The organism is Leifsonia sp. Leaf264 (assembly GCF_001422325.1).
Taxonomy (GTDB): Bacteria; Actinomycetota; Actinomycetes; order Actinomycetales; family Microbacteriaceae; genus Orlajensenia.
On the sequence record NZ_LMMR01000005.1, the window covers coordinates 618,868 to 633,778 of the forward strand.

The window sequence follows — 14,911 nt, forward strand, 5'->3', positions numbered from 1 at the left end:
TAGGTGTGTGGCGCAGCCCCAGGTCAGCTCAGGCCGTCCCGGTAGTTCTCTTCCGTCCAGGCCCACTGGTCGATGATCGGCGAGACTTCGTAACCGGCGGCGATGATCTGCTGCTCGTTCTCGCTGGTGCGGGCGCGGTACGGTTCCCCCGCCGCCCACAGGTCCGGAGTGTCGATGTGCAGGTGGGCGACGTCGATCGGGATTCCTGCGCGCTGGACGAGTCGGAGTCGTCCCGGGGTTCCGCCGGCAGTGACGAACGCGGCGACACCGTTCGCGGCGGCAGTGCGAAGACCGGAGCCGTGGTGCTGGTTCGAGCGGCGGCCGTCGGCCAGGGCCATCGTCCACGGTGACAGGTCAGTCAGTTTCGCATCCGCCAGCGCACCCCATTGGGCGGGTTCCGTGAACCCGGAGTTCCGGTACGCGGCCGCCTGGGTCGGGGTGGTCCGCCCGAGCGTGACAGCGTTGACGATCCGGTCGGCGTTCCGGGAGCCGGACGGTGCTGAACCGAGCAAGTCACGCCATGCCCGGAACTGGGGAGCGCTGGTGACGCCAGCTGCAGTCAGGGCGGTGAGCTCGGCGATGCTCAACGACTTCTCGGCGGTGCGCAAGCTCTTCGCGTGCTGGCCTTCGACGCCAGCAGCGACCAGGGCGGCGACGTCAGCCGGTGCGAAGTTCGCGCCGTACAGCTTCGCGGAGCCCGCAGACACCATCCATTCCGGCTTACGGGCGTACCGGAGGTTGTGGTCGATGTACTTCGACACCAGGTCAGGCTTCAGCTTCGACTCGGCCGCGAACTCATCGAAGTCGTGCGGGTTGAACGCGTCGGGGTGGCCGGCGACAACCCACGGTTCCACGCCGGTGTTCGCGTACGCGGCGGCGTCATCCGGGGTGATGCCGGTGTCGTGCAGGGTTCGGAGCAGTGACCAGTCGCGAGCCCAGAGGCGCAGCTTCGGGTTGTCGTTGATCGCAGCCATCCAAGTGGCAGCGTCATCATCGTCGAGGTCACCGAGTGCGACAATCGGGTCAGGGGCGCCGGAGAAGCCGAGCTCCATCAGACGGTCGATCCGGTCCGAGGTGATTCCCTTCTCCAGCAGCGGCTGCAGGTGGCCGCGGTACCGCTGGTTGTCGCGGGTGGCGACCGCCATCAGGTCGTTGACGGTGAGGCTGTTCTCGTCCAGGAACTCCGCCGACGGCACGCCATGAGGCTGCCAGCCGAACGTCGGCACAGTCGCCTCCGCATACTCGGCGTAGAACCGGGCGTCGACAGAAGAGTGAAGGGAGCGTTGGATGTCCCGCTGGGCGTGATGCCGGGCACCGGTCTCGGTAAATGCCCCCGTCGCCATGTACACGTCGAAGATCCGCTCCTCGGCGCTCTTCTCGGGGACCAGGTCGGCGAACTCCTTCGCGGACTGAGCCTTATCGGAGAACTCGCCGATGACGTTGCGGTTGACGTCATCCTCGCTGAAACGCTTGATGGTGGGCATGGGTTCTACGTGTGTGGGGCGTGTCACACCTGGTAGGTGTCCTCGGACCACTGCAGAGGCGTTCCGGCTCCGCGGCCGAACCGGGCCGGCTCCTCAGCTTCCAGCTGCGCCTGACGGGCCCGGAACTTCTCCCCCGCCTTCCACAGGTCGCGGGTTCGGATGAACCGGTGCGCCTGATCGATCGGGATCCCGGCGCGCTGCACGATCCGAAGCTGGTCCGGGGTGCCGCCGGCCGCGGCGAACGATGCAAGACCGGCCGCCGCCGGGCCGTACAGGCTGAACCCGTGGATGCTGTTGGCGCGGCGGCCGTCGAGCAGAGCGGCGTGCCAAGGGGTGAGATCGTCGATGCCGGAAGCGGCGATGGTGTTCCAGTGCTCAGGCTGGTCCCAGCCGAACTCCTTGTAGTGGGCGGCGCGGCGGGCGGTGGTGCCGGCAGCGGCAGCCAATCGGGTGATCTTCCCGATCCGCTCCACGTCGGCGTTGTACCCGTACTCGGGGACGCCGGCGAGCTCACGCCATCCCTTCAGCTCGTCACCAGAGACGATCCCGGCAGCGGCGAGTCTCAGGAGATCCTTTGCGCTCAGGCTCTTCTCCGCGCCGCGGAGGCTTCGCATCTGCTTCGGGTCCATGCCTTCGCTCGACAGCCACGACATGTCAGACGGGTCGAAGTTCGGGCCGTACGCGACAACGACCTCAGGTGAGACAGCACGGAGCGAGTGGCGGATGTTGTGTTCTAGGAATGCTTCCAGCCGCGGCGTCTTCAGTTTGGACTTTGAGGCGTACTCACGGATCGCCTCCGGTGTGACACCCCATGAGCTGTACTGGGCGATGAACGAGCCAGAAACGCCGGTCCCGGCGAAGGACTTCACCAGGTGAGGATCGAGCCCCTTGTCGACCACAGCCTTCAGGTCACGGTACGTCCGCACCGTCTCGCGCAGCTCCTTGTGTTCCTTCAACGCCAGAACCCAGCCTTGCACCTGCAGTTGGGTGGCGTTCGAGTAGGCGAGCAACGCCTCCGGCTGAGCGGGGACTCCGAGCGCGATGTAGTCCTCCACCTTCTCTGCGGTCATCCCAGCAAACAGCAGCTTCTCGGTGCTGTTCCGGTACCGGCCGCCGTCCAGCTCAGCCAACGCCAGCATCTCCTCGACGGTGTGACCGGAACCCCACAAGCGGATCAGGTTCGGGAGCCCGAAGTTGTCCCGCCGGCCGATGGTCGCCACCCGGTAGTCGGCGCCGAACTCAGCAGGGATCCCGCGGCGCTCGAAAGCCTCCAGGTCACGATCAGCGATCTCACGCGCAGCATGCTCGGTGTACGAGCCCAGACTCATGAGGGTCTGGAAGATCCGCTCGCCCTGCTCCGACGTGACAGTCGGCATGGCGTCCAGCGGTCCGAACTCTGCAGCATGCAACGCCTCAGCGGCCGGGTCCAAGGCGTATTGGCCGGACGCGACGAAGATCAGCTGGTTCTTGTTGTTGCGGCGGGTGACTTTGTTGGGCATGCACCCATAAGTGTGTGGCTACGCGGCCTCAGCGGGAGCTTCATCCGTGGCGGCAGCCTTCGTCCGCGGCGCAGGAGCTCCAGCCTTCACAGCCTTGCCGACACAGCCCAGAGTGAGCGTGCATTTCGTCGGGACGGTGCCGGTGCCGATGAACGCCACCTTGTCGCACTCCTTGCACCACGTCAGGGTCACCGGGGCGCCCTTCTGGACGCTCAGGAACGACACCACCGACTGCTCATACTCACGAACCAACGCCAGCTGCTCATCAGTCAGGCGCGGCTCAACACCGGTGCGGACCAGCTCCTCCCACGTCTCGCAACGGTTCTTCGCGATCGCGACCAACGCGATCTCCGCAGCACGGAATGCCGGGTGGACAGGCTTCTCAGCAACCTCAGTCATCGAACATCTTCCTCTCGTGCGTCCATGACGACGCTGAACAGAACCCACAGACCGGCAGCCAACGAGAACAGCACCGCGAAGAACAGACCGTTCATCGACGTGCTCCCGGAAACGAACTGCACAGCGCCGAGCAGCAACCCGACCGTGGTCAGCGCAGCCCCCAGCGCGGTTGCGCGGCGGCGACGGAAATCAGGGGTGGTGGGTGCGGCCGCCGTGTCGGGGTGGGCGGCGGTCATCGTCTTCATGGCACCAACATGTGCGGATCTCATCTCTTCTTCCGCTTCTTCTCGACGACGGCGACGGTGAGCTCGCGGACGATGTCGGACGCTGACTTCATGTCTTCGACGTTGTCGACGACGGACACATCGTGGTCACCGCCGAGGACGGCGCTGAGCGTCTTCCCCTTGGTGTTCTGGACCTTCTGGATGCGTTCGTCGAGTGTGCCGTAGGCGACCAAGGTGAGGGTGGAGGTGGTTCGTTTCTGGTTGACGCCTTGGATGCGGTCCATGGCCTGCAGCACGTTCATCGGTGTCCAGTCGGTCTCCACGAACCAGGCGTCCGAGGAGCGGGTCAGGTCGATGCCGACACCGGCGGCGATGATCGAAGCGGCGAGCACCGGGATCTCCCCTGCCTGGAACCTGCGTACGACGTCGTCCTTCTGCTTCTGGCTCATGCCGCCGATGATCATGGCGGAGCCTTCGACGTGGCCGTCGAGGGCGGATGCCATCGCTTCGGTGACGTCTCGGTGGTGGGTCCAGACGATCAGGGGCCGGTTGTAGATGGGTCGGCCGTCGGGGAGGTACTCGATGGTGTTCTTGACGTGGTCGATCACCATCTCCGCAGCTCCGGGGATCTTCGACATGCCGGCTGCGCGGCGGAGGATGGAGAGCAGGCCGATGTTCTCGTTCGAGAACTGGTCGATCGCTTCGTCGTTCGGGAGGGACCCCATCTGGTCGACGTACTTGTCGACCCATTCGCCGATCTCGTCGTTGACGGTCTCGTGGGCTTCGTTGAACAGTTTCAGGTCGACGTCGAGGATCAGCTTGTCGTGGGTGCCGGCTGTTCCGATGCCGACCTGCGCCTTGGAGCGTCGCACCCACACCTGGTCGCGGAGGAGATTCTGGAGTCGCAGCTGGCCGGTCTTCTTCGCGTGGAGGCGGCCGAACTTGTCCCGGGTGCAGAACAGCTTCAGGAACCCGTCGACACCGCCGAAGATCGGGCCGAGGTGGCCTGACATCTCCAGCAGCGGGGTGAGCTCCATCGGGCTGGCGGCGATCGGGGTTCCGGTCAGAGGGATGACCATCTTCTCGGCGACTGCGGCGATGTCGAGCACCGCTTCGCAGCGTTTCGTCCCGTAGGTTCCTTCGCGGTGGGCTTCGTCGACGATGACGACCTGCGGGGACCAGGCCATGATCTTCTTCTTCAGCTCCTCGCGGGCGGCGATCAACGAGTCGGAGACGATGACGACCCCGGTCTCCGGGAGCTCCGGCTCTTTGCGGCCGGACTTGAACACGGCGATCTTCCCGTCGGACTTGCCGCCCCGGTTGTACAGGCCGGACTCTTCGACGTTCACAGACCAGTTGGTGAGCACCAGCGGGGGTGTGATGATCAGGGTGCGGTGCGACTTCAGGAGGGTCGCGGCGGCCAGTGACGTGCGGGTGTTGTGGGTGAGGACGTAGTCGCGGGTGACGAACAGGCTGTCGGGGGCGTCCACTTCGATGCACTGGCATTCGACGGGCTCGGCGAGCTGTTCGATGCTGGTGATCCACCGCTCAGGGGTGGTCTGTTCCCACAGACCGGAGAGCTGGTGGGATTCGTGGAACGGGTTCATCGGGGTGGTGAACACCACCTCGGATGGCCCTTCGAGGTGCTCGGCGACACCGCCGAGGGAGCGGATCAGGTCGATGGTGGTTCTGGCGTGCTCAGGACCGGCGACCTGGATGGCTGCGCCGCCGCGGTTCCAGATGAGACCGTTGGAGTTCATCTGGAAGCGTAGGGCGTTCACCCTCACGTCGACCGGCTTCAGCAGGAGGGAGTCGGTGTTGAGTTCGGTGTCGAACTGGATCGGGTTCACGACCGGCACCTGCCACGGATCCCCAGTGGTCGGGTCCTGCAGGCCGGAGTTCAGGATGTCGAGCGTCGTCATGATCCGGGTGCCGGATCCGTGCACCTCCCAGAGGTGCTCGCCGTCGGCGATGACGTAGGCGCCGTCGGAGAAGGTGACCCGGTACACGTCACGGGCTCCCTGGTAGAAGACGCCGGTGATGTTGTGCGGGACCCCGTCGGATCCGATGACCTGGTCGCCTTCGACGAGGTCGCCCATCGGGCGGAACCCGGTCGGGGTGAGGACCGGCTCGGTCAGCGGCAGCGCCTTCCCGACGCGGGGTTCGTCGAACAGGCCGTTGTGGCCGGCGGCGACGGCGTAGGCGCCGATCTCCTGGAAGTCGAACATCGGCAATCCGAACCAGGGTGCGAACACGCCGTTGATCCGCTTAAGCTGTTCGTTCTCCTCAGCGGTCAGCGACGCGAGACTGGTGGCGGATCCTGCCTTGGAGAGAAGGGCGACGTTCTCAGGTGCGACGTTGACGCGGCTGCGGAGCCGGATCGCTTCATCGATGGCGTCCTGGTGGTGGTGGATGCCGGGCCTGAGGGTGCCTTCCATGGTGAGCATGTCGATGGTGGGGACCATGAACAGGCCCCGCTTCTTGTCCCAGATCGCGCCCCATCCGAGCAGCTCAGCTGCCAGGTCGAAACCGAGGAATCTGTGCCGGACCATGGTGCGGCGTTTGTTCGGGTGGAGCTTCGCGATCGGGGTGACGAGGTCGTCGAGGTTCCGGCAGTCGTACAGGTCGGAGGCTGGGTCGTTCGCCCAGATGATCCGGAAGCCGGCGTCGGTGATGATCTGCTGCGGTGTCGGGCCGATGCCGGTGACCACCCAGCCGCCGAGGTCCTTGTCGAACCGGCGTCCGGGGAGGGCTTTCACCCATGGCTGCAGGGGCTTCCGGGTGCGCGAGTGAACGGCGTTGCGTCCGAAACGGAGCAGCAGTTCAGGGTTGCGTCGGGATCCGCGCAGCAAAGCGTCCATATGGTTCTATGCGCGACGGAAGTGCCCGGCTGTCCTGTTAGGCGGCTTTCTTCGTGGCGGGGCGACGCTTCGCGGCGGGCTTCCGGGGGCGAGGCTTCGACGAGCCGACGTACTCGACCTTCCCGGGTGACGCCATCTTCAGCGGGCCGTCTGCCAGGACCCCGGCGACAGCCTTGGAGACAGCCTTGGCGGAGTCCTTGACGGTGTCGGTTCCGTTCATCGACCAGCCGGCGACGTAGGTGGACGCTGCCCCACCGATCTGCGGTGACATTCCGTGGGAGCGGGACAGGACGTAGGAGAAGGATTCAGCTTCCACCTCCATGACTCCGCGCTTCCCGCCGTTGTGGCCGGTGTGGTATTCGTCGAGCCGCTCGAGGTGGCCCATCTTGATGTGGCCGAGCTCGTGCGCGAGGGTGGTGACTCGTTCTGCCGGTGAGAGGCGGGCGTCGACGACGACCTGCTTCGTGGACGGACGGGTGAACCCGTGTGCGTTGCCGGCGATCGGTTCGTACGCGACGGTGAACCCGAGGCCGGTGATCTCCTGTTCGATCGCTTGCTGGAACCCTGCTGGCGGCTCTTCCGTCAGCTCCTCGTACGCTTCGGGGAGCGGGTCGCCGTCGGTTTGGGAGACGTCGAACACCTTCACGGACTTGTACGCCCAGAAGGTGTCCTCGACGTCGTTGCCGGAGCTGTCCTTCTTCGTCTTCGTGATCGGGGTGCCGGCGAGGATGACGATGCCCTTCTCCCCCGCCTTCGGGTAGCGGCCCAGCGACTTCCAGGTGCCGGATCCGGCGACTCGGGTTGCGTCGGGTCGCTGGAACATGATGAGCAGCTGGTTGTTCGGGGAGTAGTGGTGGAACTTCGACATGGTGCGGAGGTACGCGTTCCAGTTGTCGTCGTTGGCGAGTTCGCCGACCCGGCGGGCGAGTTCCTCCTGGACGGCTTTGGTGCGGTCCTCGATCTTGTCGTAGTGGCGCTGGTACACGTCGTCGGCGTACGGGTCGGAGGGCTGCAGCGCATCCGCTTCGAACTGGCTGAAGACATGCTCCGTGTACTTCCCGTCGACGGAGTGGTGGTCGCCGTTGCCGTCCACGGATACGGTCACCTGGGTGTTCGCTACTGTCGCTGTCGCCATGCTCTGTAGGTGTGTGGCTGTGAGACGACGAAAGGGGCGGCCGGTAGGCCACCCCTTGTCAGTCGTGCATACGGGTCAGTCAGCTTCGAAGAAGAACTCGAACACCGGCGGCTTCTCGATGCCGGAGAAGCGGCGCGATCCGGCCGGGGCGACCTTGTCGGACTTCCGTTCGCGGGTGCCTTCGCTGACGTAGGCGCGCAGCCAGCCGAGGTACTCGTCGACGTTGTCGGCCTTCAGGACCGGCGGGAACGTGACGATGAGGGATGTCGGCGAGTCCGACTTCTCGAACACCACGTCGCCGTCGACGGCGTGGAGTTCAGCCGCCCAGCCGTGGTTGGCGAGGTTGAGGAAGTGCTCCCGCTCGTCATCGGTGAGTGGTCGGCTGGTCTGGAACCGGCCGCGCTGCGGGAACATGGGGGCGCGGCTGCCGTCGTGGTAGCGCTCGAAGACGGTGCCGTCGTCCTCCACGAGGAAGTCGAACAGTTCGCCGGCCTGGACGCGGGGGTCGTTGATCGACGCGGTGGTTGCACTGTCGGTGTCGAGGATGTTGACGAGTGCGATGCGGTCGACGGCTTCCTTCAGGCTGGAGGCGAGGGAAGTGTTACCGGTCTCCTGCAGGATCTCAGCGGATGCGGCGGCTACGGCGTGGAGGGTGCGGAAGTCTGCGTCGTCCTTCACCCCGCCGAGCTCGTGAGCGACCTCGCGGTGGACGAACTGGAGGGTGAGGTCGTCGATGACGTGCACGTCGGTGAGTCGTTCCACCATCAGCTCACGGCCTCCCTCGGGGAGGTCGTTGCCGGGCTTGGCGAGCCACGCGTCGATGGTCTGCTCGAACGTCTGCGCGTCGAGGCCGCTTTCGGCGGCGCTGAGCTCGCGGCTCTCCCAGAATCCGGGGTTGATGAGGCTGTTCACCTGACGGGGCTGGTTGGTGGTTGCTGGTGCGGTGTTCATGGTTTCCTAAGTGTGCGGCCGGGGTACGGCTGCGTTCCTTTCTCTAGTTGAGGACGGTGGGTTCGTTGAATGCGACGATCCGCATGGTTTCTGGGGAGACGGTGATCTCCCAGACGCCGGTGCGGATGACGGTGAGGGGTTTGCCGTTGGAGAGGTAGTGGGCTGTGTAGGGGGCGACGACGGTGAGGGAGAATCCGGAGTCGTACTGACCGTTCACACCGGTCAGCGGCTCCCGCCCCCAGTCGATGCCGGTCAGGTCGACACCTTCGTTGTCCCACGGGTTGGAGATCCGCGGTTCGGAGGTGAGGTAGCTGGAGCCATCGGCGAAGTACGGGGCGAGACGTGCCGCCCGAGCCGCTGCGCTCTCGCCGGCGACGATCGTGGAGTACTCCTTCACCGCAGCGGTGCCGAGTGCTTTCAAGGCGGGGACGTCGGCTGAGTCGGACCCGCCGCCGGTCCCGTCTTCGAACCCGTCGGCGCCGGTCGCGGACTCACCGTCGTGGGTGTGCTCACCGTCGGTGCCGGGATCTTCGCCGTCTTCGCTGTCCAGGGGCCCTTGCTCGTCCTCACCGTCGCTGGGCTCCGGCACTTCGGTCGGCTTGTCTGTGTTGCCGCCGGTGCTGCTGCCGGGGATCTCCACAGGTGCGGAGGTGCCGCCGGACGGAGCCTTCGTCTCCTCCGGTTCGGCGGGTTTGGTGGGCCCGGAGAGCACATTGAATAGGATGACCGCGATCGCAGCCACCACACCCAGCACTCCGAGGATGATCTTCGTTCGTTCGTTCATGGTGGCTTCCTTAGTAGGGCTGGGTTCCGCAGCCGAGCGGGAACTTGGTTTGGTCGGTGAGGTCGATGCCGTGCTGCAGGAACATCGGGACGGGGTCGCGGGTGGCGAGCTGGCCGTCGTCGACGTTCCAGCGGATGTCGAAGTGGAGGTGGGCGCCGCCGGTGTCGCCGGTCAGGCCGACCACGCCGAGCTGCTGGCCGATGGTGACTTTGTCTCCGGGGTTGAACGCCGGGTCGTCTTGCATGTGCAGGTAGCGGGCGTAGACGGGGTGCCCGTTGTCCTGGATGCCGTGGTTCACCATCACGTAGTTGCCGGCACCGTCGGTGTTGTGGCCGACGCGGACGATGATGCCGCTGGTGATGGCCAGCAGTGGGGTGCCGACAGGCATGGCGAAGTCGACACCGGTGTGGGCGCGGCCGCCGCGGCTGCTGCGGTCGTTGAACTGGCCGGAGTACCAGTCGCAGATGAGCATGGGCGCTCCGACCTGGTAGGGCAGGATCATCTCTCCGGATGGGGCGACGCAGGCGTCACCGGCAGCTGCGGGGGCGCCTGGCCTGTTGACGCCGTTCAGGTCGATGCCGGGGTACACCGGGACCGGGTCGGAGGTCGTCCAGAGGGACGCGACGACCTTCTCGGCCACCGGCATCTCCTCCGTGTAGCGGAGCGGGAACGCGGAGCCTTGGACTTCCTGGGCGACAACTCCGGGTTCCTTCGTTGACCAGTCGATGATCTTGAACAGGTGGCTGAGGAACTTGGTGGTTGCGTACACCGGGTCTTGGATGAGTTCCGGTGTTCCCCACCCGGCGGCGGGGCGCTGCTGGAACAGACCCAGGGAGTCCAGGTCGCCGTAGTCGAGGTTCTTGATCCCGGATTCCACGATCGCGGTGGAGATGGCGATGTTCGCCACGCGGATCTGCTGCTGCGGGTCGGTGATGGTGTTCGTGGCGGACTTGACGACACCGATGATGGTTTTCGCGTTCGCGGTCTGCTCCGCGTCGAGTGTGTTGTCGCCGACAGTCACCGGTGCCGGTTCTGGTGCATCGCAGGTGGTGGTCTGGCCAAGGGCGATGGTGATGGCGAGCTTGTAGATGGTGGTTGCTTCGGACTCGCTGACGCCGGTGTCCTGCAGAGCTCCGACCCACGCTTCCTTCACCTTGTCGGCGGCTTCATGCCCGGCCTTGTTCTCGTCATCGTCGCGGATGACTTTCACGCCGCCGCTGTCAGGCTTGTAGCTGGCGCCGGTGGTCAACGACCGGTACTTCTTCTCCGGGTCGGTCTTGGCGATCCCCCGGTCGATAGCCTCCCCGTTCAGCTCGTCCTTCTTGGTGATGTCGTACGCGACGAACAGCTCCCAGGGAGCGTCGGAGATGTCAGCGGCATCCTTGGCGGCGCTGATCTGTTCACCAGTCGCCCCGCTCTTCAACGCCGCTGTTCGCGCCGGCTTCTCCTCCATACCGATGGCGGAGTTCACTGCGCTGATGACGGACACCGGGACGACGATGGACACGCCGATGGTGAGCAGCAGGACGGCTGCGATCACCGGGATCGTCACCCGGTTGCGGAGAGTCTTGTTCGTCCAGAAGGTCTTGAGGACTGCAGCGCCGGCGCCCGCCCAGCCACCAGACGCCGCACCCTTGATGGCCTCTTTCGCGACGTCTTTCGCTACATCGGCGGCTTCCGCCTTCTTGTCCTTCGGGGCGCCGGCTGCGTTGCTGTCCTTCGCGCCACCGAGAGCGGAACCGAGCTTGGAGCCGAGACCCTTCGCTGCTCCGTCACCGCCGGCGCTGCCTCCGGTGCTGCCACCGAGGACTTTGTCCTTCAGCATGCTCTTCGCGCCGTCGGCGAGCTTGGACTTCGGGCTCGACTGTGCGCCAGTGGCCTTCGAGATGTCTGCTCTTGCGGATGGCTTGCTCTTGCTGCTCGGGGTTCGCTCGAATGGGTTGATGGTGGTGCCGGCTGCAGGATCCTCCGATGATGACGAGCCGAGCATGCCCCCGAAGCGGCGAGACAATCCACCCTGACCGCCGTCGTCGTCGTCGTCGTCGTCGTCGTCGTCGTCGTCGTCGTCGTCCTGGCTGGCGCGCGCGATGTCGGTCTTCGACTTCGAGGCTCCAGCTTCTTGGGATCCGAAGATGGCCTCGATCGGCCCTTCCGTCAACGGGTGTCTGTCGGCTTCCCCAGCTTCGTCGTCCTGAGCTTCCTCTGCGGCGCGGCGTCTGTCCCAGCTTTCTTCGGAGTCAGCTTCACGCTTCTTACGAAGCCGATCGGTTTCGTCGCTGGAGCTCCTGGCCTCAGCCTTGTCCTTGGCAGCAGCTTCGCTCTCGCGCTTGTCCTTCGAGCTGCTGGAGTCCGACTTCGAGTCGCTCTTGCTCACCATGCCCGATCAGCCCGCCATTCGACCTTCCCGGACACACCGGCCGGGAAGTAGCGGGCGCGGCGTCGTTCCAGACGCCAGATGTAGGTGCGGGTGGGGACGGTGGCGGACTTCGCCAGGTTGTGGGTCGGGCAGAGCATCTGCAGGTTCGACATGGCTGTCGCCCCGCCTCGTGAGTGCGGGTAGATGTGGTCGCCGTGAGTGCCGGGCTTGGAGCAGCGGAACCACATCGGGTCCTTGTGCTCGCACCGGCCTCGCCCTGCCCGGCGGGCGCCTTCAGCCTTCTGGGCGGGTGTGAAAAGTCGTGCTCCGTCGGGGCGGTGGCCGCGACGGTTGAACGCCTTCTTCGCCTTCGACCACCCGCGGAACAACGCGATCAGGAGCACGAACCCCAGCGCGGCTGCGAACATCGGCTGGTCGCCGAGGAACTGGAATGCAGCGTCAACGTTCGGTGTGTCCATGCCTTCGAGGCATGTGGCGAGTTACTCGCAGTCGCCAGAGAATTGGCTTTGGATGTCGGGTGAGATTCCGGAGTAGGTGGCTGTGTACACGCCGGCGCCGCCCTTCAGCACCTTCGTCAATGAGCCGCTACCGGTGATGGTTCCTCCGCCGGTAGAGCCGGCTGGTCCCTTGACAGTCAGGGTCAGTGTTCCCGATCCGCCAAGACGGAAGCTGACGGTGTTCCCGCTGGAGTAGCACTCGGTGGTGAACGTGGACGACGCCGATGTTGGAACTCCGGGCTTCACGACTGGGTTGCCGCCACCACCGCCGCCACCGCCGGAACTGGGAGTCCCCGGGTCGGCAGGTGCCGGCTGCACGGGGGCCGGCTGCACAGGCGCTGGCTGCTCAGGCGCGGGCTGCTGAGGTGCGGGCTGCTGCGGTGTTTGCTCCTCGGCCTCGTTCTTGGCTGCTTCCTCCGCCGCCTTCTCCGCTGCGGCCTTGGCGTCGGCAGCCTTCTTGTCGGCGGCGGCCTTCTTGTCAGCCGCCGCTTTCTTCACCGCGTCGGTCTTCTCGTTCAGCCCGTCGGTGGCGTCGGCGAGCGATGACGTGCAGGAAAGGATCTCGGCCGGGCTCGATGACTTCTTCACATAGTCGGTGCACCGGTCGAACCACATCTGCGGTGTCTTCAGGTCCGACGCTACGACTTTGGCTTTCGTCGCGTCGGAGAGCGCTTTCGCGGACTTCTTCAGTTGCCCTTCCGCTGCTTTCTTCGCTGCGTCCAGGTCGTCTTTGTTGACGGTCGGTTTGGCGGTCTTCGAGGTGCCTGCGACATCGCCGGCGGTCTCTTTGACCCAACCGGAGACGGTGCCGTACAGGGGTCCCCACTGGGTTCCCACTCCCGCGGTCAGCGAGCCGACGATGACGGCGGCGAGGAGGATCCGCGCTGTCTTCGTGCGGGCGTAGTACTTGGCGGTGTCACGTTTCCGGCGCAGCAGGACGACGGGTGCGTCATCGGCGTGGTCGGTGCGTTTCACGCACCGTTGACATGTGGCGACAGGAGGGTACGAGAAAGCCCCGCACCCAGGTGAGGGTGCGGGGCTTTCGACTTGCTGTTCAGATCACAGGAGCGAGCTCCTGCTCACCTGCTAGAAGTCGTAGTCGTCGTCATCCACGGCGACGGCCGCGGGGGCGGCAGCGACGGGGACGGCGACGGGGGCTGCCACGGGGGCAGCGACGGCCGGAGCTGCGACAGCAGCTGCGGGTGCAGCCACGGCGGCTGCGGCGGGGGCGCCGACGGGAGCGGCGGCGACGGCGGTCGTCGGCGTGTTCTTCGCACGGCGAGTGAACGTCGTGGTGCCGAAGCGGAGCGTGGGGCCGACCTCGTCGACCTCGAGCTCGATCACGGTGCGCTTCTCGCCCTCCTTCGTCTCGTACGAGCGCTGCTTGAGCTCGCCGATGGCGAAGACGTTGTCGCCCTTGTGGGCCGACGCGGCGAAGTTCTCCGCGTACTCACGCCACAGCGAAGCACGGATGAACAGCGGCTCGCCGTCCTTGAACTGGCCCGACTCACGGTCGAAGACGCGGGGCGTCGACGCGATCGTGAAGTTGGCGACTGCCACACCGCTCTGGGTGTAGCGGAGCTCCGGGTCAGCGGTCAGGTTGCCGACGATGGGGAAGCCGTACTGGTTCGTCATTTCTGGGTATCTTCTTTCGTTTCGTATCAGTGAATGGCGGCGTGTGTGCTGCCACATCCTTCATGTGCGGATTCAGCACGTTTTGCTGAAACCGGTTCTTCCGGCGGGTGCCGGCAGGTTTATAGGTGTGCGGTCTCGTGAACGAGGGTCCGTCGGATGGTGGAGAAGACCTTCTCCTCGCTGGCGCCGGTTTCGTTCTGCACCAGCTGAATCAGGAGACGGCTGATGTTGGAGAGCGCGTGGACGCGACGCTCCAACGTGAGGCCGGCGGATGCGTAACCGGCGGCGGTTGCGTCGTCGTGGCTGAGTGCCTCCAGGGCGGCGAGCATCTGGAGTGCGTCGTCGGCCGGGTTCAGCCACTGGGTGGTGTCGGTGTTGTCGGAGACGATGGTGCTCATACGGCTACTTCCTGGTGTGCGACACGCTGTGCGTGGGCGCGGTACATGTCCGCTTGGATTCGGGCTTCGGCGAGGTGGAGGCGAATGTCGACGATGGCGCGGTGGTTCTTCCCGTCGTTCACGCCGGTCAGGTCGGTGCCGGTTGCGCGGCGGTATGCCTTCCGGACGAGGCCGACGTCGTTGGTCTCTCGGTCGTCCAGCAGGGAACGCAGCGCCGGGGTCTTGTGGAGCAGCATCTTCGTGTCGTACTGCCAGACACCGGACCCGGACAGGACCAGGGTTCCGTTGTGCGGGTAGCTCTTGATCAGGTCGATGATCTGACGCTCGACGAGCTCGACGGTGGGGAGCTCCTGTCGGAGGATCGGGTCGGAGATGATCGCCATCAGCCCGTTGCCGGTGTGCATCTCGCGCACCGGATCGTTCGCGGCGGCGCGGTTGACGGCGGCTTCGGAGGCGAACACCACAGCTTCGTACTCGAACAGGGTGTCGAGGTTGTTGTTGGTCCCGATGACACCGAACTCGATGATGTCGTCCAGGACCGGGTCGAGCCCTGTCGCTTCCAGGTCGACCCAGAGATGGGTGAGGGTGTTGTCGGTCATGGTGGTGTGGTCTGCCGGGACGGCAGCCTCCATTCGGATGTAGGGCATGGGGTCTGATTCCTTCATGT

The 14,911-nt window shown here is 65.5% G+C and carries 14 protein-coding genes; all 14 read right to left on the reverse strand.

Annotated features, from left to right (window positions below; translation table 11 throughout):
- Positions 1–23: 23 nt before the first annotated feature.
- Positions 24–1,484 (reverse strand): hypothetical protein, encoded by a 1,461-nt coding sequence (locus tag ASF30_RS12665; protein ID WP_055907060.1) that lies wholly within the window; start codon positions 1,482–1,484, stop codon positions 24–26.
- 23 nt (positions 1,485–1,507) lie between these two features.
- Positions 1,508–2,983, reverse strand: coding sequence for a hypothetical protein (locus tag ASF30_RS12670; RefSeq protein ID WP_055907063.1), 1,476 nt, complete (start codon positions 2,981–2,983; stop codon positions 1,508–1,510).
- An 18-nt stretch (positions 2,984–3,001) separates the two neighbouring features.
- A complete protein-coding gene (locus ASF30_RS12675; RefSeq protein WP_055907065.1) occupies positions 3,002–3,382 on the reverse strand; it encodes a hypothetical protein in 381 nt (126 codons plus the stop codon).
- Complete coding sequence (locus ASF30_RS12680; protein ID WP_055907069.1) at positions 3,379–3,627, reverse strand: hypothetical protein; 249 nt, start codon at positions 3,625–3,627, stop codon at positions 3,379–3,381. Before ASF30_RS12680 ends, ASF30_RS12675 begins: the two co-directional genes overlap by 4 nt.
- 20 nt (positions 3,628–3,647) lie before the next feature.
- Entirely contained in the window at positions 3,648–6,467 is a 2,820-nt protein-coding gene (locus ASF30_RS12685; protein WP_055907072.1) for a helicase-related protein, read from the reverse strand.
- A 37-nt stretch (positions 6,468–6,504) separates the two neighbouring features.
- On the reverse strand, positions 6,505–7,602 hold the full coding sequence (locus ASF30_RS12690) for an ArdC-like ssDNA-binding domain-containing protein (protein ID WP_055907075.1): 1,098 nt from the start codon (positions 7,600–7,602) through the stop codon (positions 6,505–6,507).
- Between the two features lie 75 nt (positions 7,603–7,677).
- Positions 7,678–8,553 carry a hypothetical protein gene (locus ASF30_RS12695; RefSeq protein WP_055907077.1) on the reverse strand — a complete coding sequence of 292 codons (876 nt, stop codon included), beginning with the start codon at positions 8,551–8,553 and terminating at the stop codon, positions 7,678–7,680.
- A 43-nt stretch (positions 8,554–8,596) separates the two neighbouring features.
- Positions 8,597–9,337, reverse strand: coding sequence for a hypothetical protein (locus ASF30_RS12700; protein WP_055907080.1), 741 nt, complete (start codon positions 9,335–9,337; stop codon positions 8,597–8,599).
- Positions 9,338–9,347: 10 nt separating this feature from the next.
- Entirely contained in the window at positions 9,348–11,714 is a 2,367-nt protein-coding gene (locus tag ASF30_RS12705; RefSeq protein WP_055907085.1) for a M23 family metallopeptidase, read from the reverse strand.
- A complete protein-coding gene (locus tag ASF30_RS12710; protein WP_055907088.1) occupies positions 11,708–12,172 on the reverse strand; it encodes an HNH endonuclease in 465 nt (154 codons plus the stop codon). The genes ASF30_RS12705 and ASF30_RS12710 overlap by 7 nt, the downstream gene beginning before the upstream one ends.
- 21 nt (positions 12,173–12,193) lie before the next feature.
- Positions 12,194–13,186 (reverse strand): hypothetical protein, encoded by a 993-nt coding sequence (locus ASF30_RS12715; protein WP_055907091.1) that lies wholly within the window; start codon positions 13,184–13,186, stop codon positions 12,194–12,196.
- A 111-nt stretch (positions 13,187–13,297) separates the two neighbouring features.
- Complete coding sequence (gene ssb, locus ASF30_RS12720) at positions 13,298–13,846, reverse strand: single-stranded DNA-binding protein (protein ID WP_055907094.1); 549 nt, start codon at positions 13,844–13,846, stop codon at positions 13,298–13,300.
- Positions 13,847–13,965: 119 nt separating this feature from the next.
- Positions 13,966–14,244 carry a hypothetical protein gene (locus tag ASF30_RS12725; RefSeq protein WP_055907097.1) on the reverse strand — a complete coding sequence of 93 codons (279 nt, stop codon included), beginning with the start codon at positions 14,242–14,244 and terminating at the stop codon, positions 13,966–13,968.
- A complete protein-coding gene (locus tag ASF30_RS12730) occupies positions 14,241–14,891 on the reverse strand; it encodes an exonuclease domain-containing protein (protein ID WP_055907100.1) in 651 nt (216 codons plus the stop codon). The genes ASF30_RS12725 and ASF30_RS12730 overlap by 4 nt, the downstream gene beginning before the upstream one ends.
- Positions 14,892–14,911 lie beyond the last annotated feature (20 nt).

What these genes read in the sequence shown, in the direction of transcription:
- ASF30_RS12665 (WP_055907060.1), bottom strand. Translation starts at nt 1,484, where the DNA reads ATGCCCACCATCAAGCGTTTCAGCGAGGATGACGTCAACCGCAACGTC.
- ASF30_RS12670 (WP_055907063.1), bottom strand. Translation starts at nt 2,983, where the DNA reads ATGCCCAACAAAGTCACCCGCCGCAACAACAAGAACCAGCTGATCTTC.
- ASF30_RS12675 (WP_055907065.1), bottom strand. Translation starts at nt 3,382, where the DNA reads ATGACTGAGGTTGCTGAGAAGCCTGTCCACCCGGCATTCCGTGCTGCG.
- ASF30_RS12680 (WP_055907069.1), bottom strand. Translation starts at nt 3,627, where the DNA reads ATGAAGACGATGACCGCCGCCCACCCCGACACGGCGGCCGCACCCACC.
- ASF30_RS12685 (WP_055907072.1), bottom strand. Translation starts at nt 6,467, where the DNA reads ATGGACGCTTTGCTGCGCGGATCCCGACGCAACCCTGAACTGCTGCTC.
- ASF30_RS12690 (WP_055907075.1), bottom strand. Translation starts at nt 7,602, where the DNA reads ATGGCGACAGCGACAGTAGCGAACACCCAGGTGACCGTATCCGTGGAC.
- ASF30_RS12695 (WP_055907077.1), bottom strand. Translation starts at nt 8,553, where the DNA reads ATGAACACCGCACCAGCAACCACCAACCAGCCCCGTCAGGTGAACAGC.
- ASF30_RS12700 (WP_055907080.1), bottom strand. Translation starts at nt 9,337, where the DNA reads ATGAACGAACGAACGAAGATCATCCTCGGAGTGCTGGGTGTGGTGGCT.
- ASF30_RS12705 (WP_055907085.1), bottom strand. Translation starts at nt 11,714, where the DNA reads ATGGTGAGCAAGAGCGACTCGAAGTCGGACTCCAGCAGCTCGAAGGAC.
- ASF30_RS12710 (WP_055907088.1), bottom strand. Translation starts at nt 12,172, where the DNA reads ATGGACACACCGAACGTTGACGCTGCATTCCAGTTCCTCGGCGACCAG.
- ssb (WP_055907094.1), bottom strand. Translation starts at nt 13,846, where the DNA reads ATGACGAACCAGTACGGCTTCCCCATCGTCGGCAACCTGACCGCTGAC.
- ASF30_RS12725 (WP_055907097.1), bottom strand. Translation starts at nt 14,244, where the DNA reads ATGAGCACCATCGTCTCCGACAACACCGACACCACCCAGTGGCTGAAC.
- ASF30_RS12730 (WP_055907100.1), bottom strand. Translation starts at nt 14,891, where the DNA reads ATGCCCTACATCCGAATGGAGGCTGCCGTCCCGGCAGACCACACCACC.